17 protein-coding genes and 1 pseudogene are annotated in these 21,390 nt (G+C 69.6%); 4 read left to right on the top strand and 14 right to left on the bottom strand.

Annotation, left to right across the window (positions count from 1 at the left end; genetic code table 11):
• The first annotated feature begins 46 nt into the window (after positions 1-46).
• A complete protein-coding gene (locus OHT21_RS38185; RefSeq protein WP_328772824.1) occupies positions 47-250 on the top strand; it encodes a DUF1918 domain-containing protein in 204 nt (67 codons plus the stop codon).
• A gap of 34 nt (positions 251-284) precedes the next feature.
• Here the strand turns inward: OHT21_RS38185 and OHT21_RS38180 are convergent.
• The 3 genes and pseudogenes from OHT21_RS38180 to OHT21_RS38170 all read right to left on the bottom strand — a co-directional run.
• Positions 285-512: pseudogene (locus OHT21_RS38180) on the bottom strand (hypothetical protein); the annotation flags it as partial.
• Between the two features lie 56 nt (positions 513-568).
• Positions 569-4,417: a chondroitinase-B domain-containing protein gene (locus tag OHT21_RS38175; RefSeq protein WP_328772823.1), complete on the bottom strand. Its 3,849-nt coding sequence runs from the start codon at positions 4,415-4,417 to the stop codon at positions 569-571.
• A 362-nt stretch (positions 4,418-4,779) separates the two neighbouring features.
• On the bottom strand, positions 4,780-6,045 hold the full coding sequence (locus OHT21_RS38170; RefSeq protein WP_328772822.1) for a glycoside hydrolase family 10 protein: 1,266 nt from the start codon (positions 6,043-6,045) through the stop codon (positions 4,780-4,782).
• Positions 6,046-6,209: 164 nt separating this feature from the next.
• Here OHT21_RS38170 and OHT21_RS38165 point away from each other — a divergent pair, with 164 nt between their 5' ends.
• Positions 6,210-7,082: a 3-hydroxybutyryl-CoA dehydrogenase gene (locus tag OHT21_RS38165; RefSeq protein WP_328772821.1), complete on the top strand. Its 873-nt coding sequence runs from the start codon at positions 6,210-6,212 to the stop codon at positions 7,080-7,082.
• Between the two features lie 204 nt (positions 7,083-7,286).
• On the top strand, positions 7,287-7,544 hold the full coding sequence (locus OHT21_RS38160; RefSeq protein ID WP_165338361.1) for a hypothetical protein: 258 nt from the start codon (positions 7,287-7,289) through the stop codon (positions 7,542-7,544).
• Between the two features lie 25 nt (positions 7,545-7,569).
• Here OHT21_RS38160 and OHT21_RS38155 read toward each other — a convergent pair whose 3' ends face one another.
• The 10 genes from OHT21_RS38155 to infC form a co-directional block, all read right to left on the bottom strand.
• Positions 7,570-8,115 carry an NUDIX hydrolase gene (locus OHT21_RS38155; RefSeq protein WP_328772820.1) on the bottom strand — a complete coding sequence of 182 codons (546 nt, stop codon included), beginning with the start codon at positions 8,113-8,115 and terminating at the stop codon, positions 7,570-7,572.
• Between the two features lie 121 nt (positions 8,116-8,236).
• Entirely contained in the window at positions 8,237-9,577 is a 1,341-nt protein-coding gene (locus OHT21_RS38150; protein WP_328772819.1) for a transcriptional regulator, read from the bottom strand.
• A gap of 345 nt (positions 9,578-9,922) precedes the next feature.
• On the bottom strand, positions 9,923-11,092 hold the full coding sequence (locus OHT21_RS38145) for a PP2C family protein-serine/threonine phosphatase (protein ID WP_328772818.1): 1,170 nt from the start codon (positions 11,090-11,092) through the stop codon (positions 9,923-9,925).
• Between the two features lie 204 nt (positions 11,093-11,296).
• Positions 11,297-13,810, bottom strand: coding sequence for a phenylalanine--tRNA ligase subunit beta (pheT, locus tag OHT21_RS38140; protein ID WP_328772817.1), 2,514 nt, complete (start codon positions 13,808-13,810; stop codon positions 11,297-11,299).
• Positions 13,810-14,940, bottom strand: coding sequence for a phenylalanine--tRNA ligase subunit alpha (pheS, locus tag OHT21_RS38135; RefSeq protein ID WP_328772816.1), 1,131 nt, complete (start codon positions 14,938-14,940; stop codon positions 13,810-13,812). The genes pheT and pheS overlap by 1 nt, the downstream gene beginning before the upstream one ends.
• Before the next feature lie 181 nt (positions 14,941-15,121).
• Entirely contained in the window at positions 15,122-16,276 is a 1,155-nt protein-coding gene (locus OHT21_RS38130) for a sensor histidine kinase (protein WP_328772815.1), read from the bottom strand.
• An 82-nt stretch (positions 16,277-16,358) separates the two neighbouring features.
• Complete coding sequence (locus OHT21_RS38125; protein ID WP_328772814.1) at positions 16,359-17,201, bottom strand: TrmH family RNA methyltransferase; 843 nt, start codon at positions 17,199-17,201, stop codon at positions 16,359-16,361.
• A 1,045-nt stretch (positions 17,202-18,246) separates the two neighbouring features.
• Positions 18,247-18,630 carry a 50S ribosomal protein L20 gene (gene rplT / locus OHT21_RS38120; RefSeq protein ID WP_033323444.1) on the bottom strand — a complete coding sequence of 128 codons (384 nt, stop codon included), beginning with the start codon at positions 18,628-18,630 and terminating at the stop codon, positions 18,247-18,249.
• 97 nt (positions 18,631-18,727) lie between these two features.
• Complete coding sequence (gene rpmI / locus OHT21_RS38115; protein WP_124443692.1) at positions 18,728-18,922, bottom strand: 50S ribosomal protein L35; 195 nt, start codon at positions 18,920-18,922, stop codon at positions 18,728-18,730.
• Positions 18,923-19,056: 134 nt separating this feature from the next.
• Positions 19,057-19,692 (bottom strand): translation initiation factor IF-3, encoded by a 636-nt coding sequence (gene infC / locus OHT21_RS38110; protein WP_078492013.1) that lies wholly within the window; start codon positions 19,690-19,692, stop codon positions 19,057-19,059.
• 411 nt (positions 19,693-20,103) lie between these two features.
• Between infC and OHT21_RS38105 the strand changes: the two genes are divergently transcribed.
• On the top strand, positions 20,104-20,460 hold the full coding sequence (locus tag OHT21_RS38105) for a DUF1844 domain-containing protein (RefSeq protein WP_165345819.1): 357 nt from the start codon (positions 20,104-20,106) through the stop codon (positions 20,458-20,460).
• A 54-nt stretch (positions 20,461-20,514) separates the two neighbouring features.
• Here OHT21_RS38105 and OHT21_RS38100 read toward each other — a convergent pair whose 3' ends face one another.
• Positions 20,515-21,291 carry an SseB family protein gene (locus OHT21_RS38100; protein ID WP_328772813.1) on the bottom strand — a complete coding sequence of 259 codons (777 nt, stop codon included), beginning with the start codon at positions 21,289-21,291 and terminating at the stop codon, positions 20,515-20,517.
• Positions 21,292-21,390: the final 99 nt, after the last annotated feature.

The following is a 21,390-nucleotide window of genomic DNA, read 5'->3' as shown; positions in this document are numbered from 1 at the left end:
GAACCCACGGAACGCTACTCCCGTGCGAGACGAGGAGGCCCTCCACATGCGTGCAAGCAAAGGCGACCACCTGCTGGTGCACGGCAGGATCGTCGGACAGCACGACCGGGTCGGGGAAGTCGTCGAAGTACTGGGGCCGGACGGCAACCCGCCGTTCCGCGTCCGCTTCGAGGACGGCCACGAGACCGTGATGTCCCCCGGTCCTGACACCACAGTCCAGCATCACGTCAGCGAGACCAAGACCCAGTAAGAGTCAGACCTCGTAAGTCAGTTCAACAGTCAGTTCAACGCGGCGGCTTCGCCGACCGCTGATAGTGGTCGGCGACCACGCGTGCCATGGCGCCGATCGGGTCGGCGCCGACCTCCCTGGCCGCGAAGAAGACATGCCCCCGCACCTGCGGGTGATCGCGGGCGAAGGTGAGGTGCCGGGACAGCTCGGCCGGGTCCTGCCAGGGCTCGGGCTGCGCGGGGTCTCCGGCCTTGTACAGCGCCTCCCCCGCATACAGCCGCGTACTGCCGTCGGGCACGACCGGTGGCGGGTGAGCCGCCACCGGTCGCTTTGCGCGTCCTACGCGGCGCCTGGGCCGACGTCCGTCGCGCTGAGCGGGGCCCGTGTGGCCGGGGACGACGACCGCTCGTCGGCGCCGGCGTCGACGCCACCGCTGCGAGCCTGGCCGTCCATGTCGTCGGTCACGAAGGCGTGGCCGCCGGTGCCGGCGTCGATCGCCGGGCTTCCCGCGCCGATCCGGTACAGCGATCCGTCGGAGGCGAGCAGCGGGTCGACCGCCCTGACGGAGCCGGAGGGCACGGACACGCCGACGGTCGCCGATCCGGTCGGCCACGCGATGTTCCCGGCGTAGGTCATGCGCACGGGTTTCTTGACCTCGTTGAGCAGCTTGCCCCGGCTGCCCGTGATGACGTTGTCGGCGATGACCGAATCGACCGGGGCAAGGTTGTAGTTGGCGCCGATCTCGATGTTCGACACGTTGTTCACGAAGGTGTTGTTCACGACGGTCGCCCGGTAGACGCGCCAGTGTGCGTTCAACGCGCCCGAGGTGTCCACGTCGCCGCCGTCGATCTGCAGCGCGGCGTCGTGGCCGGTGCCGGTCAGGCCCTCGAAGTAGTTGTTGTAGACCTTGTGGTCCTGACCGTAGATGCGGATCCCGCCGGTTCCCGCCTTGCCCTCCCCGAAGAAGAAGTTGCCGTAGAACTCACCGCGGTTCCCGTGCCGTTGGGACAGAACACCCTGCGAGGCGCGGAAGGTGTTGTGGCGGACGATGTTGTCGTTGCTCTTCACGGAGACGATCTCCGGGTCGCCGTCGCACCTCTCGAAGAGGTTCGACTCGACGACGGTGAATCCGCTCGACTGGGAGAGGCTGCTCTCTCCGACCCGGATGGCCTCCATCTCGTTGGTCGCGCGGGGGCCGATGTCACGGAAGTGGTTGTGGTCGATGCGGTCGTGCTGTGACTGCTGCTTCTCGGATCCGTCGATGGTGATGAAGTTCCCGCGCTGGCGCTTCTCCTCGAACAGGTTGTGATCGATCCGATTGTGGTGGCTGTTCTCACCCTGGATGATCACCCACTTCAGCGTGGACTCCTCGGTCAGCCGGAAGTGATTGCGGGTCAGCCGTACGTTGTTCGAGCCGGTGATCTTCAGGGTGTTGCTGTTCGTGAACTTCAGCCCCTGGAAGACGACGTAGGAGGAGTTCGCCACCTCCAGCTGCCCGGCGCCGATCACCGCCTTGCCGCGGTTCTCCGCGACGACGGTGATGGGCTGGGCGGCCGTTCCGTTCTTGCCGGTCATCTTGCCGATCGAGTACGTGCCGTCCGCGAGGACGATGCGATCGCCGGGCCGCGCGTCGCCGAACGCGCTCTTCAACGCGGTGGAGTCCGCGACACGGACCGTACGGACGGGGGCCGGATCCGTTGGGTCTGTTGGGTCGGTCGGATCTGTCGGGTCCGTTGGGTCGGTCGGATCTGTCGGGTCCGTTGGGTCGGTCGGATCCCCGCCGCCGTCACCGCCCCCGTCGGCTCCGTAGATGTCGGTCTCGGTGATGCTGGTCCAGTCGTTGACCGTGTTGCCATGGCCGACGATCCGCACATAGCGGGCCGAGGTGTCGGCGAAGTCGTACTTCTGCTGCTCAAGTGTGCTGCCGCTGCTGGTCTTCCGGGCCAGGACCGTCTTCCAGGACGATCCGTCGTCGGAGAGCTGGATGTCGAACGTGTTCTTCCTGCTGTTCCCCTGGTGCCAGGCGACCGACGCCGACCCGACGGTCTTCGCCGAGCCGAGGTCGTAGCGGATCCACGCCCCGTCGCCCTGCGACGACCAGCGGGTGCTCAGGTTGTTGTCCAGGGTGTTGGCGGGAACGTTGCCGTCATCGGGACTCGCCGTGACGTCCGCGACCGGGACCGGAGAGTCCCCGCCGGGGTCAGTCGGATCGGTCGGATCGGTGGGGTCAGTCGGGTCCGTGGGGTCCTCGCCCGCATCGACGTCGTACGTCCGAACCCAGTCGACCTCGAACACGGCCGGGCGCGGACCGCCGTTTTCAGCGAAGTTGTCCAGTTGGATGACGAGGTTCCCCAGGGGCATGTCCTGGATGTTCCCCCGGTCGGCGTTCGCGCCGTCCGCGAACCGGAACCATTGGACACCGTCGACGTAGCCGACCAGCGCCTTGGACGTCCACTCGAACGCGAAGTTGTGCCACTTCGTCATGTCCACGGGGCAGATCTCTTCGTGTTCCTTCTTGTCCGACGGGCTCTTCGGGTAGTGCAGGAACGCCCCGAGGCACTGCGCGTCGGGGTCCGAGTACTCGACCCAGTCGTACTCGCCGCGTTCGAACCGGTTGCCCTCAGTGGGCCAGATCAGGTGCAGCGGATGGTAGGGCTCGCCCTCGGAGCCGGTGTTCCGTGAGCGGGACCGGATTTCCCATCGGCCGTACTGGGTGGGCTCGTGCTGCCTGATCCACCCGGTGTCGCCGTTCGCCTCACCGCGCATGGTCATCATGCCGTCCGCGACGGTGCTGTTCTTCCCGCACCGGCGGCCGTTTCCGCTATGGCCTTCCCAGCATTGGGGCGTGCCGCCGACGCTGCCGGACGGTACGTCCCACTTCGTGGGATCCACCGGGCCGGTGTAGTTGAACTCATCGGATATCGGCAGCGGCGTGCCCCAGCCGTGCCGCTTGGCGGCCTCGGTCGAGTCCCCGTCGCCGCCGCTGCCGCCGTCGCCCCCGTCACCACCGTCGCCGTGCGTGACCTTCAGGTCGTAGATCTTCACTTGGCCGTAGTTGTCACTGCTGCACGGCTTCGAGTTGGTGCAGTTGGCCTGGGTGTACGCGCCCGCCTTGAAGTAGGCGCCGGAGAACTTCTTCGACAGCGTGGTCTGCAACTGGCCGTTGTAGTAGGCCTTGATCTTGCCGTCGCTGACCACGAACTTCGCCTGGAACCGCTTCCCCAGCTCGTAGTTCTCGTCCACCAGCTTGTGATGCTTTTCGTTGCCGTCGGTGACGTAGAGCTTCTTGCCTTCCAGGCGGAAGACGCTGACGTCGTCGGACGCGTCGTGGATCTGCCCGGCCACGACTTCCGGCTTCTCCTTGGGAGCCGTGGTGATGGCCTGGTCGATCACCATCGTGTGGGTGCCGGACGTGGACGACCAACTCGCTTTGGTCTCCCCGGAGTCCGTCATCTCCCGCAGCTCCGAGCGGGGGTTCTTGGAGCCGCTGGTCGTGACCCCGTTGACCGGGGCGCGGAACCGGACGGCCGTGCAGTCGTCACTCGTGACGAACCACGGGTCGTTGGCGTATGTCGCGAGTTCCGGCTGGTAGACGTTGGTGGGGGACTCCTCCTCGCCCACCGGCAGCCCGATGTACCAGTTCTTCAGGTCCAGCACCTCGGCCGGGTACGCGCAGGAGCCGCCGCCACCGCCGCCGGTGCCGTCGGCTCCGTAGATGTCGGTCTCGGTGATGCTGGTCCAGTCGTTGACCGTGTTGCCATGGCCGACGATCCGCACATAGCGGGCCGAGGCGTCGGCGAAGTCGTACTTCTGCTGCTCAAGTGTGCTGCCGCTGCTGGTCTTCCGGGCCAGGACCGTCTTCCAGGACGATCCGTCGTCGGAGAGCTGGATGTCGAAGGTGTTCTTCCTGCTGTTCCCCTGGTGCCAGGCGACCGACGCCGACCCGACGGTCTGCGCCGAGCCGAGGTCGTAACGGATCCACGCCCCGTCGCCCTGCGACGACCAGCGGGTACTCAGGTTGTTGTCCAGGGTGTTGGCGGGAACGTTGCCGTCATCGGGACTCGCCGTGACGTTCTGGACCTCCAGCGGAGGGGGGTCAGCCGGCGCGGCCGACGCCACCGGGTAGTACACGCCTGACATTCCGACGGCCAACGCGCCCACTAAGAGTGCGCGATGCATTCGTCTCATACGTCTCATAGATCCTCACTTTGGTGGGAGGAATCCGATCAACCGAGGCGGCTGATCGGTGGCTGAACGGTGTGGTTGAACACCGCGAGGCGGCGCACGGCGATACCGCGTTCGCAAAGCCACGGCCGCGTCGGAGAGCTCGTCCCAGCTCATCCGCCACGCTCTGGCAAACGGATGGCCGGTCAGGACGCCGGCGTCGCCGCCGCGGCGGGCCGTAGAGCGTCACCGGAACCGTGAGGCGTCGTCAGGCGTGACCGTAGACGGCAAGCTTCGGGAGGGGTCCCGAGGAAAAGGGGTAGGGCGGCAGGCAGGCCATCACCCAGGGGACGTGTGAGCACCCCGTAGGGGGCGCTCCTCAATCATCAGGGCGTCCGCGCCGGCCGCTGGTAGTGGTCGGCGACCACCCGGGCCATGGCCCCGATCTTGTCCTCCCTGACCTCCCTGGCCGCGAAGAACACGTGGCCCTGCGCCTCCGGGTGCTCCTTGACCAGGGTGAGGTGCCGGGACAGCTCGGCCGGGTCCTGCCAGGGCTCGGGCTGCGCGGGATCCCCGGCCTTGTACAACGCCTCGCCCACATACAGCCGCGTACTGCTGCCCTCGGCGACCTCCGCCCACCAGGGCAGCAGCTTCGCGTAGTCGGCGGCGGCGAAGCCGATGTTCCAGTAGATCTGCGGGCAGATGTAGTCGATCCAGCCCTCGCGCACCCATTTCCTGGTGTCCGCGTGCAGGTCGTCGTACGTCTGCACGCCGGCCTGGGTGTCCGAGCCCTGCGAGTCCGTCGAGGCGTTGCGCCACACTCCGAACGGGCTGATCCCGAACTGCGTGCCCGGCCGGATCTTCTTGACGCGGGCCGCCGTCTCGCGCACGAGTTTGTCTATGTTGTCCCGCCGCCAGGCCGCACGGTCCTCGAAGCCGCCGCCGTACCGCTGGTACGCCGCGTCGTCGTCGAAGACCTCGCCCTCGACCGGGTACGGGTAGAAGTAGTCGTCCCAGTGCACGGCGTCGATGGCGTACTTCTTCAACGCGTCGAGCATCGCGTCCTGGACGAAGGCGCGGACCTCGGGCAGCCCGGGGTTGTAGTAGAGCTTCCCGCCGTACGGCACGACCCAGTCGGGGTGCTCGCGGGCGGGGTGCGAGGCGACCAGCTTGGTGAGGTCGGCGTGGTTGGCGATCCGGTACGGGTTGAACCAGGCGTGCAGTTCCAGGCCGCGCGCGTGCGCTTCCTTGACCGCGGTGCCGAGCGGGTCCCAGCCGGGGTCCTTGCCCTGGGTGCCGGTGAGGTACTGCGACCAGGGCTCGTACGGAGAGGGCCACAGGGCGTCGGCGGTGGGGCGCACCTGGAAGATCACCGTGTTGAGCCGGCAGCGTACGGCCGTGTCGAGGTGGGCGAGCAGTTCGGAGCGCTGCTCGGCGGCGGTCAGCCCGGTCTTGGACGGCCAGTCGCGGTTGGTGACGGTCGACAGCCACACGCCGCGCATCTCGCCGGAGCCGGCGCGGCGCCGGGCCTCGGCCTTCTCGTCCTCATCCGTCTCGCCGCCGGTCGTCGCGGCCCAGGCCGCCGCGCCTCCGGCAGCCGTGAGCCCGGCCAGCATCGCTCCCGCGAACGCCCTTCGTGTCACTCGCCCCATGGGTCCCCCCATACGCACCGGATCGGCCTGCTCACGTATCGCTTCCGGGCAGACAGCATGCCGCACCCGCACGATCGATCATCGGGACCCCGAGAGTAACGTTCACGAATGGAGCAGGCGCCCCCGGGCCCCTGCGCCCCTCATGGAACAGCGAAAGGGACGATGTGACGGACACCTTCGGAGACATCTCACGTGTCGGAGTGGTGGGCTGCGGCCAGATGGGAGCGGGCATCGCCGAGGTGTCCGCCCGTGCCGGGCTCGATGTGATGGTCGCCGAGACCACCGGCGAGGCCCTCGAGATCGGCCGGACCCGGCTCTACAACTCGCTCTCCAAGGCCGCCGAGCGCGGCAAGATCTCCGAGGAGGAGCTGGCCGCCACACAGGCGCGGCTCACCTTCACCACCGATCTGGGCGAGTTCGCCGACCGCGACCTGGTGATCGAGGCCGTCGTCGAGAACGAGATGGTGAAGACGGAGATCTTCCAGGTGCTCGACCAGGTGGTGACCCGTCAGGACGCGATCCTCGCCTCCAACACCTCCTCCATCCCGCTGGTGAAGCTCGCCGTCGCCACCTCGCGTCCCGACCAGGTCATCGGCATCCACTTCTTCAACCCGGCGCCCGTGCAGAAGCTGGTCGAGCTGATCCCGGCGCTCACCACCTCCGAGGGCACGATCAGCCGGGCGCAGGCGCTGGTCGAGAAGATCCTGGGCAAGCACTCGATCCGGGCCCAGGACCGCTCGGGTTTCGTGGTCAACGCCCTGCTGATCCCGTATCTCCTGTCCGCCATAAGGATGTTCGAGTCGGGCATCGCGAGCCGCGAGGACATCGACAACGGCATGGAGATGGGCTGCGCCCACCCGATGGGCCCGCTGAAGCTGACCGACCTGATCGGCCTGGACACGGTCGCGTCGGTCGCGTACTCGATGTACGAGGAGTACAAGGAGCCCCTGTACGCCGCTCCCCCGCTGCTCCAGCGCATGGTCGACGCGGGCCGCCTGGGCCGGAAGTCGAGCTCGGGCTTCTACACCTACCCCTAGCGTCATCCTCGTACCGACTACGGTCCGTACATCTCTGGCCTACGGGCCCGGCTCTCTTCCGAGCGCCGGGCCCGCGCCGTTCACACACCGTGTGCGCACCGGGCCCGCATATGCCCCTCGCACACGCTCCCCAGTGCCCACCAGGGCCGGTTGACTTTCCGTGCGCACGTAAGGGATGTGACGACTACTGAAAGGAGCGGACTCGTGACCGCCGACCCGGAGCATCCCGTGGTCCAAGGAGAACTCGCAGAGTTACGCCGTCGCCTCGATGTGGCGCATGCGCGCGTCGAGGGAGGACAGGCGCTGCTCAGTCACCGCGCCGAACAGACCGCCAAGGATCTCGACGACCTCAGCGCACGCGTCGTCGCACTGGAACACACCCGCTGGCCACTGCGCGCAGTCGCGGTCGTCACGGCTGTGGGCGCACTCGCCGTGGCGGTCTGGCAGGCTCTGGGCCACTAGGGACCAGGACGCGGTGGGGGGGGTATCAGGGCAAAGCGTCCTGCCCGAGCCTGAGATGGTGCAGGAGGAGCAGCGCGGCTGCCATGTTGGCGGCCGGGACCTCTCCGCGGGCGACCATGTCGGGGATGAGCTTGAGTGGAACCCATTCCCGACGGTCCGACTCGAAGTCGTCCACGGGGTGTCCGATGTACGCGCCTTCGTCGGCCCAGTAGATGTGGTGCCGGGCGTCGGTGAGCCCGTTGGAGGGCTCGACGCTCATCAGATGGCGCAGGGGTCCCGGCCGCCATCCGGTCTCCTCCTCCAGTTCACGGGCCGCCGCGACGGCGATGTCCTCGCCGTCCTCGACGACGCCCGCGGCGAGCTCCCACCCCCAACTGTCGGTGATGAAGCGGTGCCGCCACAGCAGCAGCACCTCGTTGGCCTCGTTCACCACGGTGGCCACGGCGACGGGCCGCAGCCGTATCAAGAAGTGATCGAGGTGCTGACCGTCCGGCAGCTCCACATCCGCGAGATTGACGCTGAACCAGCGGTTTGCGTACACAGTTTGTTCGTTCTGCTTCGTCCACTGCACGGTTCTGCCACCTTCCGCCGAGTAGATGGCAATATCGCAGCAGGAGCGTCTTCACAGCAGACTCATGGTGGTCCGTCGGCGGTCCGCTCGCGGCGGTAGGCGCAGTGCCCGGGGCTTCTCCCTACAGCGGTACGCGCAGTGCCCCGGCGATGAGTTCGGCAGCCTCGGAGGTTCCCGCGCAGTCACTGGCCACCAGATGTTCGCGTACCGCCCGGAGTCTGTCGCGCAGCCGCTGGGACTCCATTCCCCGCGCCTGCTCGGCCATTTCGACCGCGGTGACCACGGCCTTGTCCGCATTGCCCTGGCGCAGCTCGATCTGACTGAGCATCGCGAGCCGGTGCACCCGCCCCCGGTCGTGCGCCGGAGTGTCCACGGCGGCCGCTGCGTGCTCCTGAGCGCCGGTCAGGTCACCGAGACTCAACAGCGCCTCCGCTACTTGCACGTTGACCAGGCCCGGCTGGACATAGCCGGTCTCGTCCGGCTCGTAACCGCGCCGGATGCGTTCGGCGGCCGACTCGGCACGCCGGATGCAGGACAGGGCGCTGCTGCCGTCGCCGAGGTGTGCGTACGCCTTGGCCTGCATCGCATAGAGGTCGGCGGCCAGCGCCGGTGTGATGTGCCGCCCCGCGGCGCGCAGCGCGGCCTCGGCGAAGGCGACGGCCTGCCGGTACTCGCGCATGAACAGCGACTGGTTGACGAGCAGGGCGATGACATACGCACCAAGTCCCCGGTCGCCGCTGGCCTTTGCGAGCCTGAGCGCCTGGTGGAAGTAGCGCTGAGCGAGGCCGTGCGCATCCGAGTCGTACGCGCAGATGCCCGCGATGGCCACCAACCCCCCTGTCGCGCGGTGGAGTTGGCGGCCGGTGGCGTCGGTGTAGCTGCCTCTGAGCAGGGGCGCGGTCTCGGAGTTGAGGAAGCCGACGATACGGCTGCGGGTCGCGACGCCGCCGGCCTTGCGGTACATCTGCTCGTAGTGGGCGCGGGCGGCGCGCAGCATCTCGATGTCGGCCATGCTCACGCGCTGCCGTCCGCCGCGCGAGACGTCGGTGTCCTCGGGCGGGTTCTCCCATTCCCATACGGGCATCACGGCGGGCGTTCCGGTGACGGCGGGGGCGCCGAGGATGTGCGGGCGCTGCTGCTCGTCGGAGCGCCACAGGGCGGTGGCCCGCTCGACGAATCCGGAGAGGGTCGTGCCCTGCGGAGAGGCCGACTCGCCGGGTACGCCGAGGCCTATGTCGTCGAGTGTGACGGGTCGCTGCAAGCGGGTGGCGAGCACCTCGCAGATCAGGTCGGGCACCTGTCCGCGCGGGCGCTGGCCCTTCAACCACCGGGCCACGGCGGTGTGTTCGTAACGCAGTGCCAGGCCACGGCTGCGCCCCGCCTGGTTCACATGGGCGGCGAGTCCCGCGTGGGAGATCCCGGCCTCGTCGAGAATCGCGTCGAGCAGGGTGTTGGGCTGCATGGAATGCCCTCCGGGTGGCTCGGTGCGGAAAAGCGTAGTGCGTGCGGGTTCACACGGGGTGTGAACGGAGTGCTCGAATCCGCACCGTACGCGCGCTGTTGCGGAGAGTTTCCGGCCGCTTGACTGAAATGCCTCGCAAAGAGGCCCGCCGGGCCGCCGGCTCCCCCTCGTACAGTGCGGTGGCCCGCCTTCGCGCCGTCCGCCCAGCTGCCTGCCCGACACTCCGTGGCTGGGGCGGACGGCGTCGCTCCGCTTGGGTTGAGCAGGTCCGACTAAGCAGAGGGGGCTGCGAGTTGGTTGTCGGCTGCGGGTGCGTTGTGGTTTCTCGCGCAGTTCCCCGCGTCCCTAAAGGGGGGCTAGTGCTGGGCGGTCATTGCGTAGTACCAGTATCGCGATGTCGTCCGTCGTGTTTCCCGCTGTGTGGCGCTGGAGTGCGGTGAAGACGTCGCGCAGGACGTCCTTCGGGGAGACAGGGTGCTCCTTGGCGGCCTCGGTCAGCGCGGCCAATAGCGGAAAGAAGTGGCCCTTCCCGTCTCTCGCGTCCTCTGCTCCGTCCGTGTGGAGGAACAGGGCCTCGCCGGGGTGGAGTTGGCCGCAGTCGATGGGCGGGAGTTTGTCGGGGAGGGGGAACAGGCCCAGTGGGGGCAGGGGTTCGGCTTGTGCGAAGGGTTTCGCTTGGCCTGGGGTGAGGAGGTAGGGCCAGGGGTGGCCGCAGTTGAGGGCTTGGACCGTGCCGTCGGGGCGGATTTCCAGGAGCAGTACGGTGACGAAGTCCTCGGCTACCGGGCTCGGCGGGTCCGTGGCGGAGGCCGCCGGGTGTTCGTGGCGGGAGCGTTCGCGGTGGTGGCGGTCCAGGGCGCGTTCCAGGCGGCGCAGTACGTCGGCGAACTCGGTCTCCTCGTGGGCCGCGTCGCGGAAGCTGCCGAGGAGTGCCGCGACCGTTCCTATCGCGGCCAGGCCGTGGCCTCGTACATCTCCCATGACCACGCGCACCCCGTGGGCGGTGGCCACCACCTCGTACAGATCGCCGCCGACCGCCGCTCCTCTGCTCGCGGACAACTGCCCGGCGGCCAGGGCGAGTCCGTCGAGTCGTGGCGGCAGCGGGCGGAGCACCACGGCCTGGGCGGCGTCGGCTACGGCGCGGGCGCTTTCGAGTTCGCGCTGCAGGCGGGCGCGGCGGCCGGCCGTGAGATAGCTGGCCAGGACGACGGCGAGGATGGCCGCGAAGGTGCCGCACCGGGTGCCGAGGCTCTCGTCCCGACCGGCCGTGCCGATCGGGACGAGCGCGAAGGCCGCGCACAGGCCGCCGAGCAGTACGCATGAGCGGCGGCCGGTGCCGGCGCAGGCGATGGCGGGCGCGGCGGCCAGGAGCTGGATCAGCTGGGCCTGGGGCGGAGAGAGGATCTCCCACAGGAGGACGGTGGCGACCCAGAGGCCCGGCAGTACGAGAACGAGTGTCCGCCACGCACGGGAGGCACCGACGCGCGTGCCGCCCCGGGCGATGGTACGGATCATGCCGACGGACCCCCAAGCTGCGGTGCGGCGGTCGCGGGGCCTTCCCTGGTCGGCAACTCATGGACGGCCGATCGACCGGATCGATTCTGTCGGCGTCTATACCCGAATAGCCCGTTGGCACCGAATTCTCACCCGAATGAGTGAGGGACACCTCCGTGGCTCCGGAAGTGTCCCTCATCGCAGGTCAGCGGGCATGTGCCGGGGTCACGCCCCGCGCAGCACCGCCCCCGTGCGCTCGCCGGCGAGAGCGATCGCCGCGTCGCGGGCGGCCGAGGCCTCCTCGACGGTCAGCGTGCGGTCGTCGGCGCGGAAACGCAGCGCGTACGCCAGGGACTTGCGCCCCTTGCCGAGCTGCTCGCTCTCGTAGACGTCGAACAGCCGGATGGACTCGAGGAGTTCACCCGCGCCCTCGCGCAGCGCGGTCTCCACATCGGCCGCCGGAACGTCCCGCGAGACGACCAGCGCGACGTCCTGCGTGGCGACCGGGAAGGCGGAGATGCGCGGTGCCTGAAGGGCGCCGGTGCCCGCCTGCTCCAGGAGGTCGAGCTCGACCTCCATGGCGCAGCTGCGCTCCGGAAGGTGCAGCGCCTTGATGACGCGCGGGTGCAGCTCACCGGCGTGACCGACGAGCGTCTCCTCGCCGTTCACCGTGACGTACAGCGCGGCGCAGCGGCCCGGGTGCCAGGGAGCGTGCTGGTCGGCGCGCACGGTCAGCTCGACACCGGCCTCACGGGCGACCGTACGAGCGGCCTCGACGGCGTCCGCCCAGTCCGCCGGACGGCCCTTGCCCCACCAGCCGGCCTGCTCGCGGGCGCCCGCGAGGACGACGGCGACGCGGCGCGGCTGGCGCGGCAGCGCGGAGTTGATCCCGGCGACCTCCTCGTCGGTGGGCCGACGGTCGACGGGCAGGCGCTCGGCCGTGTGCTCCTCGCCGGTCGGCCGGAAGACCAGGCCGGTCTCGAAGAGCGCCAGGTCGTGCGAGCCACGGCCGTCGTTGCGCCGCAGCGCGCCGAGCAGCCCCGGCAGCAGGGTGGTGCGCATCGCCGGCTCTTCGTCGGAGAGCGGGTTGACCAGCTTGACCAGGGAGCGGCGCGGGTCGTCGGCCTCCAGGCCGAGCTGGTCGAGGACCTCGGTCCCGATGAAGGGGTAGTTCAGCGCCTCGACGTATCCGGCTCCGGCCAGCGCGCGGCCGACCCGGCGGTGCAGCCGCTGCCGGTCGGTCAGGCCCAGGCCCGCGGGGGGCTTGGGCAGGGTCGAGGGCAGGTTCTCGTAGCCCTCGAGCCGGATGACCTCTTCGGCCAGGTCGTTCGGGTCGGTCAGGTCGGGCCGCCAGGACGGCACGGTGACGGTCAGCCGGTCCTGGCCGTAGACGTCACAGCCGATCTGCTGGAGACGGCGTACGACGGTCTCGCGGCCGTACGCGACGCCCGCGACCTTGTCCGGGTGGTCGGCCGGGATGGTGATGGTGCGCGGCGCGGAAGGCGCGATGACCTCGGTGACGCCGGCCTCGGCGGTGCCGCCCGCGAGGAGCATGAGCAGGTCGACCGTCCGCTGGGCCGCGGCGGACGCGGCCAGCGGGTCGATGCCGCGCTCGAAGCGCTTGGACGCCTCGGAGGCCAGCTTGTGACGGCGGGCCGTACGCGCGATGGAGACCGGGTCGAAGTGCGCGGCCTCGATGACGACTTCGGTGGTGACACCCGCTTCGTCGTCGTGGTCCGCGATCTCGGTGTTGGCGCCGCCCATGACGCCCGCGAGGCCGATCGGCCCGCGGTCGTCGGTGATCAGCAGGTCCTCGGCGTCCAGCGTGCGCACGACGCCGTCGAGGGTGGTGAGCTTCTCGCCCGGCTCGGCCCGGCGCACACCGATCGCGCCCTGGACGCGGGTGCGGTCGTACGCGTGCAGGGGCTGGCCCAGCTCCAGCATCACGTAGTTGGTGATGTCGACGGCGAGGGAGACCGGGCGCATCCCGGCCTTCTGCAGCCGGCGCCGCAGCCAGATCGGGGAGCGCGCCTCCGGGTCGAGACCGGTGACCGTACGGGCGGTGAAGTGGTCGCAGCCGAGCGGGTCGGACACCTCGACGGGGTAGCCGAACTCGTTCGGCCCCGGTACGTCGAGCAGGGCCGGGTCGCGCAACGGCACCCCGTAGGCGATGGCGGCCTCGCGGGCGACGCCGCGCAGCGAGAGGCAGTAGCCGCGGTCGGGGGTGACCGCGATGTCGAGGACCTCGTCGACGAGTTCGAGCAGCTCGATCGCGTCGGTGCCGACCTCGTGCTGCGGCGGCAGCACGATGATGCCCTTGCTGCCGTCGTCGCCCATGCCCAGCTCGTCGCTGGAGCAGATCATGCCGTGCGAGGTCCTGCCGTACGTCTTGCGCGCGGAGATCTCGAAGCCGCCGGGCAGCACGGCGCCCGGCAGGACCACGACGACCTTGTCGCCGACGGCGAAGTTGCGGGCACCGCAGACGATCTCCTGGGGCTCACCCGTACCGTTCGCCTGACCCACGTCGACGGTGCAGAAGCGGATCGGCTTCTTGAACTCCGTCAGCTCCTCGATGGTCAGCACCTTGCCGACGACGAGCGGCCCCTTGAGGCCGTCGCCGAGCTGCTCGACGGTCTCGACCTCGAGACCGGCAGCGATGAGCTTGGCCTGGACGTCGCGCCCGGTCTCCGTCGCCGGCAGGTCGACGTACTCCCGCAGCCAAGAAAGCGGGACCCGCATCAGATCTCCATCCCGAACGGCCGGGTGAACCGGACGTCACCCTCGACCATGTCTCGCATGTCTTCGACGTTGTGGCGGAACATCAGCATCCGCTCGATCCCGAACCCGAAGGCGAATCCGCTGTACTTCTCCGGGTCCACACCGCAGGCGGTCAGCACCCGCGGGTTGACCATTCCGCAGCCGCCGAGCTCGATCCAGCCCTCGCTGGAGCAGGTGCGGCAGGGGCGGTCGGGGTTGCCGACGGACTCGCCCTTGCAGACGTAGCAGAGCATGTCCATCTCGGCGGACGGCTCGGTGAACGGGAAGTAGTTCGGGCGCAGCCGGGTCTTCATGTCGGCGCCGAAGAGCGACTGGACCATGTGGTCGAGGGTGCCCTTGAGGTCGGCCATGGTCAGGCCCTCGTCGACGGCCAGCAGCTCGATCTGGTGGAAGACGGGGGTGTGCGTGGCGTCCAGCTCGTCCGTGCGGAACACCCGGCCGGGGCAGACGACGTAGACCGGCGGCTCGCGGTCCAGCATGGCGCGGGCCTGTACGGGCGAGGTGTGGGTGCGGAGTACGACTCCGGACTCGCCGTCGCTGTCAGCACCCTTGGGGCCCTGGACGAAGAAGGTGTCCTGCATCTGCCGGGCCGGGTGGTCCGGGCCGAAGTTCAGGGCGTCGAAGTTGAACCACTCGGCCTCGACCTCGGGGCCCTCCGCGATCTCGTATCCCATGGACACGAAGACGTCCGCGACCCGCTCCATCATCGTGGTCAGCGGGTGCCGGGCTCCGGCCGGGACGCGGTCGTACGGCAGCGTGACGTCCACGGCCTCCTCGACCAGCACTCGTGCGTCGCGCTCGGCCTCCAGCTCGACCTGGCGGGCGGCGAGCCCCTTGTTCACGGCGCCGCGGGCCTGGCCGACCCGCTTGCCGGCCTCCGCCTTGGCCTGCGGGGGCAGGGCGCCGATCTCGCGGTTGGCGAGGGCCAGCGGCGAGGTGGGGCCGGTGTGGGCGACCTTGGCCTCATGGAGCGCGTCGAGGGAGTCCGCGGCGGCGAAGGCGGCGAGCGCCTCGTCCCGCATGCGCTCGATCTGTTCCGGTTTCAGTGCCTCGACCTCTACAGGGTCGTACGACTTGTTCGGTGCCGACATCTCTTCCCGTGCTTCCGGTTGGCTGGCGGTGGGTCCCCGTCTGCGACTCGGGGGACGCGTCGTCCTGAAAAGAGGACGCAAGGTGCCAAAGGCCGAGTCTAACGGGGGTGAGGGCCTCTCTCGGACGCCCGGTCCGAGGGGTCCCGCAGGTGTGCGAATGCGCCCGTGGGCCTCGTCGGCGTTACAGCAGATACGCCGGGGTGCCCACGGGCAACGTAAATCGGAACTGTGCGCCGCCGCCGGGGGCGCGGCCGACCGTGATGGTGCCGCCGTGGGCTTCGACGATGCCCTTGACGATGTACAGCCCGAGGCCGGTGCCGCCGCGCTTGCTGCCCCGCCAGAAGCGGGTGAAGACGCGGTTCATGGACTCCTCCGGGATGCCGGGGCCCTCGTCGCTCACCGTGACCGACGTACCGGCGCATTCCCGTTCGCGGGGCGACGGCGCGGGCTCTACGTCAATGGTGACGGTTCCCTCGCCGTGCCGCACCGCATTTTCCAGCAGGTTGCTGAGCACCTGGTCGACCTTGTCGGGGTCGGCCCACAGGTCGGGCAACGGCTGGCTGATACGGAGCAGGAAGCGGTCGGCAGACTGGCCGGAGGCGACGTACGACTGGATGTGCCGGCCGACGGCGACGCCCAGGTCGACGGGCTGGCGGCGTAGCTCGAGGCGTCCGGAGTCGATGCGGGATATGTCGAGAAGCTCGGCGATGAGCCGGGTGACCCGGTTCGCATCGGCGTCGACGGTCTCCAGCATCAGCTTCTTCTGGTCGTCGGTGAACCGTTCCCACTTGGCGAGCAGCGTCGCCGTGAAGCCCTTCACGGAGGTGAGCGGGGAGCGGAGTTCATGGGCGACCGTGGCGATCAGCTCGGCGTGGCTGCGCTCGGTGCGGCGGCGGGCCTCGGTGTCGCGCAGCGAGACGACGACGCGGCGGACGGGGCCGGTGGGCGCGGTGCGTACATAGCGCGCGGAGACCAGCACTTCACGTCCGCCCGGGAGCAGCAGATTGCGCTCGGGCTGCGCGACGCGGATCGCCAGACCGCCGTACGGGTCGGTCAGCTGCCACCAGCGGCGGCCTTCCAGGTCCTCTAATGGGAGCGCCCATTCCAGCTGCCGGCCGAGCGCGTCGGCGGCGGGGACTGCGGTGATGCGGGCGGCGGCGGCGTTGAAGCAGATGACGCGGCCGCGCTCGTCGGCGATCACGAGTCCGTCGGGCAGGTCGTCGGGGTCGATGCCGAGGTCGGTGAGGTCGGTGAGATCACCGCGCGGGGACGCGGGCGCGCTGTGCACGTCGCGTGCTCGCAGCGCCCTTTTCGCACCGCTCGTTCCGACACTCATCCCCGTACCCCACCTCTCGGACCTGGCGAGTGGGCCCCCGAGTTCGTCACCCTACTAGCTGTCAGTGACGGAACAGACCCCCTCAGGGACGTGCACCGCAGGTGCGTTGCGCACGGGCGGACGCGTAGAGACATACGGCGGCCGCGGTCGCGAGGTTCAGGCTCTCGGCCTTTCCGTGAATGGGTACGCGTACGACGGCGTCGGTGAGCGCCCGCGTCTCCTCCGGCAGGCCCCATGCCTCGTTCCCGAACACCCAGGCCGTGGGCCCGCCCATGGTGCCGCGGTCGAGTTCGTCGTCCAGGTCGTGCTCGCCGGCCCCGTCTGCGGCCAGTACGCGTACACCGGCGCCCTTGAGCCCGGCGACGGCGTCCGCCACGGGTACGCCCACGGCGACGGGCAGGTGGAACAGCGAACCGACCGACGCTCGCACCGCCTTGGGGTTGTAGACGTCGACGGACGCGTCGGTGAGGACGACGGCGTCTGCTCCAGCGGCGTCCGCGCATCGCAGGACGGTTCCGGCGTTTCCGGGGTCCCGCACATGGGCCAGTACGGCGACCAGTCGCGGCACCGTCTCGAGGATGTCCTCGAACGACGTGTCCAGGAACCGACAGACCCCGACGAGCCCCTGCGGGGTCACGGTCGTCGAAATATCGGCGATCACGTCCTCGGCGGCGAGGTGCACGCGCGCGCCCGCCGCTCGGGCCTCGCCCACGATGTCGGCATACCGCTCCGCGGCGTCGACCGTCGCGAACAGCTCGACCAGCGTGGCCCCCGCGCCGCCCCGATGCCCGGCCGCCTCCCGCACGGCCTGCGGGCCCTCGGCAAGGAACAGCCGTTCCTTGACCCGAAAGTTCCGCTTGACGAGCCGGCGGGCGGCCGTGACGCGGGGCGAACGGGGGGAGATCAACTCCGGGGCGGGTGTCATGGGTTCACCTTCGGTGGGATGGCGGGCGGGTCGTGTGGTTTTCTCGCCCCCGCCGCCCCTACCCTCCCCCACTCTCGGCTTCGCTCGAGCGGGGGGACCCCCATCATCCTCGGGGCTGCGCCCCGAACCCCACCAGGGGCGGAGCCCCTGGACCCCGCTCGGGGCTGCGCCCTGGACCCCGCTCGGGGCTGCGCCCCCGGACCACCACCGGGGCTCCGCCCCTGGACCCCGCTGGGGCTGCGCCCCAGACCCCCTTCGGCCTGAACGGCCTCGTCCTCAAACGCCGGACGGGCTGATTGGTGCAGGCCTCGGCTGCAAAGTTCAGCCGAGGCTGCGCCAAGATCAGCCCCTCCGGGCGGACATCAGCCGCCGGGCGGAACTCAGCCCGCCCGGCGGAAATCGGCCCGGGGGGGGGCGGAAATCAGCGCCGTCCGGCGGAATGCAAGCCCGAGCCGCGAACAATCAGCCCCTCCTGCGTTTGAGGAGCGGGGTGCGGGGGCTGGCCCCCGAAACGGGGTCTGGGGCGGAGTCCGAGGGGTCTGGGGCGGAGTCCCGAGGGGTCTGGGGCGGAGTCCCGAGGGGTCTGGGGCGGAGTCCCGAGGGGTCTGGGGCAGAGCCCGAGGGGTCTAGGGCGGAGTCCTGAGGATGGTCAGTGGCGCAGCCCCACACGGGGTCCGGGGCAGAGCCCCGAGGGGTCTGGGGCGGAGCCCCGAGAGGCCTGGGGCAGAGCCCGAGGGGCCTGGGGCAGAGCCCCGAGAGGCCTGGGGCGGAGCCCCGAGGGGTCCGGGGCAGAGCCCCGAGGATGGTCAGTGGCACAGCCCCACACGGGGTCCGGGGCAGAGCGCCCCGAGGGGGCAGTGGCGCAGCCCCGAGGGGGTCTGGGGGCGTAGCCCCCAGCGGGGTCCAGGGGCGGAGCCCCTTGGTGTGGGACGGGTAGGGGCGGCGGGGGCGAAAGAACCGGCCCCGCACGCAGCCGGACCCGCAGGCGGTGGACAGCCTGCGGGTCCGGTTGACGTTGCGTACGCGGCTGAAGCCGAGCGCAGCGTCACGCCGCCTTCGGCGCGTTCACGTCCGACGGCAGCGCCTTCTGCGCGACCTCGACGAGCGCGGCGAACGCGTTGGCGTCGTTGACGGCGAGGTCCGCGAGGATCTTGCGGTCGACCTCGACGTTCGCGGCCTTCAGGCCCTGGATGAACCGGTTGTACGTGATGCCGTTGGCGCGAGCAGCCGCATTGATGCGCTGAATCCACAGCTGCCGGAAGTCACCCTTGCGCTTCTTGCGGTCGTTGTAGTTGTAGACCAGCGAGTGGGTGACCTGCTCCTTGGCCTTGCGGTACAGGCGCGAACGCTGACCGCGGTAGCCGGAGGCCTGCTCGAGGATCGCCCGGCGCTTCTTGTGGGCGTTGACTGCCCGCTTGACGCGTGCCACTTGATTAACTCCTTGTAGCGGGGCCGTGGTTGGACTCACACGACCCGAAATCGATTGGGTCCCGGTCAGAGATCAGGTACGCGGCGCGTTCCCGACGTCACTTGCCGAGAAGCTTCTTGATCTTCTTGGCGTCGCCCGGGGCCATCTCGGCGTTGCCGGTGAGGCGACGCGTCAGACGGGACGACTTGTGCTCGAGATAGTGGCGCTTGCCGGCGCGCTCACGGAGCACCTTGCCGGAGCCGGTGACCTTGAAGCGCTTCCTGGAACCGCTGTGCGACTTGTTCTTCGGCATAGCGCCGTTCTCTCCTCGTCAGTGGCGTTCCGATGCCCGGTCGTGAAACCGGGCACGGCGGAACGTCAGATGTATCGGTTGGCCTCCCCGGACTCTCATCCGGAGAGCTGGACCCCAGGACCTGCGTCCTGGAATCAGGCGTCGGCGGAAGCCTCGGCCGGAGCCTCTTCGGCGACGTTCTGCGACTTGCCAGGGTTGGCCTTCGCTTCCGCCTTCCGGGCTTCCTGCGCCTGGCGGGCCTCGGCCATCGCCTCGGTCTTCTTCTTGTGCGGACCGAGAACCATGATCATGTTCCGGCCGTCCTGCTTCGGGTTCGACTCCACGAACCCGAGGTCGGCCACGTCCTCCGCGAGACGCTGCAGCAGTCGGTAGCCGAGCTCCGGCCGGGACTGCTCGCGACCACGGAACATGATCGTGATCTTGACCTTGTCGCCCTGCTTGAGGAACCGGACGACGTGACCCTTCTTGGTGTCATAGTCGTGCGGGTCGATCTTCGGCCGGAGCTTCATCTCCTTGATGACCGTGTGCGCCTGGTTCTTGCGCGCCTCACGGGCCTTCATGGCCGACTCGTACTTGAACTTCCCGTAGTCCATGAGCTTGCAGACCGGCGGACGTGCGTTCGCGGCCACCTCGACCAGGTCGAGGTCGTACTCCTGCGCAAGCTCCAGGGCCTTGGCAAGCGGAACAATCCCGACCTGCTCGCCGCTGGGACCGACAAGTCGCACCTCGGGAACGCGAATCCGGTCGTTGATGCGGGGCTCGGCGCTGATGGATCCTCCTCGGTTAGCACCACACGGCTGTCTGGCAGACAGCTCGCGTACGTCTCTTCAACTGGGACCAACCACCGGGAGCCATGAAAAATGCCCCGGACGGGACGCAGGCGGGGCTCCAATGACAACCGGAGCACCGCCGCGGAAGCCCGCGGGGCGCATATCCTGCGGCTCCATCGTCCGTACGGAACGATGGTCGCCGCCTGACCGGGTGACCCGCCGTCCCGGGGGACGGTCAGGTGGGAGATCGGAGCCTCCACTTGCGGGTCGAAAACGCTGACATGCGGACATGTCTGGGCGCATCCGACCGGTCGTTACACAAGGTTAGCAGCTCCCGAAGGACCGCGCTAACCAGGTGCCCGGCACCTCCTGCTGTCAAGGAGGCGCGCACCTGGCCCTATCGTGTGGGGCATGAGTGACACCCCTCCTGAGACCCCCGACTTCGACGCCATGACCCGCGACATCGCCGAGGTCCCGGCGGTCGAGGTGATCGTGACGGTCGCCGTCAACCTGATGAGCGCCGCCGCCGTGAAGCTCGGTCTGACGGAGGAGGGCGAGAAGCACAAGGACCTGGACGAGGCGCGCAAGCTGGTGCACGCCCTTGCCGGGCTGCTGGACGCGAGCGCGACCGAGATCAGCTCCTTCCACGCGGCACCGCTGCGCGACGGCCTGAAGTCGCTGCAGCTGGCGTTCCGCGAAGCGTCGTCCGTCCCGGACGAGCCGGGCCAGGGGCCGGGCGAGAAGTACACGGGTCCGGTCTTCGGCTGAGGCCGACTCCAGGGACGTACGAGAGAAGCACGAACGACAAGGGCGTACGGGGCTTCAGGGCCGTACGTAAAGGGGCTCGCCCGGTGGTGTCGCCTCGGTCGGCAGGAGTGCCAGGTCGAGGCCGTGTACCAGGCGGGCCCTCAGTGTGTCGTCGGCCGCCAGGCGGCGGGCGACGGAGCGGGCGGTCTCGGCGGGGGGCGCGGAGGGGTCCAGTACGAGGGCGAGGGTGCCGTCGGCCTGGCCGGGGCCGAGGTGGGCGCGGAGTACGGCGGGCTCGGCGGCGACGGCGGCACGTACGGCATCGGTCACGGCGGGATCGGTGAGCGGGTCCGTGCTGGTGCGGCCCTCGGCGAGGGCGAGCAGGGCGGGGCCGGTGACTTCGTACGGCACGGGTCCGGCGAGGTCGAGCACGAGTGTGTCGGCCTTCTCGTGGGCGGCGGCCTGCAGGGCCCGGTGCAGGGGTACGGCGACGGGGCGGGCCGTCGGGTCCCAGCGGGCGAGCGACTCGGTGGACGTGAAGGCGGGCAGGGCGGTCCGGGTGCCGGCCTTGAGCGTGGGGACGGCCATGTCGCTGGTCTTCTCGCGGCGCAATCCCTCCCGTCTCCCACCACCGCCCTTCTTGGGAGCTTCGCGCCCCTCCTGATTGTCCTCCTCGGTCTCCCCCAGGACGGCCACGACGGGTACGAGGAGCCGGGCGCCCTTGAGCGCCTCCAGGACCGGTGCGTGGGCGGACCGGTCCTCGGCCCAGGCCGCGAGCGCGGCGGTCAGCCGGGGGTCGGCGGAGCCGTCGTCGTCGGAGAAGCCGGAGTCGGGGATGTTCTTGTTCGCCACGGGCACCGACTCTATGCCGGTGTTGCTCGCATGCTTTCCGCGGCCCCGGAAACATGGTGTTCACGTGGTTCAGGGTTTTCTCAGGGATCCCTTACATGC

Source organism: Streptomyces sp. NBC_00286 (assembly GCF_036173125.1).
Classification (GTDB): Bacteria; Actinomycetota; Actinomycetes; order Streptomycetales; family Streptomycetaceae; genus Streptomyces.
This window is presented reverse-complemented; position numbering and strand designations above follow the sequence as displayed.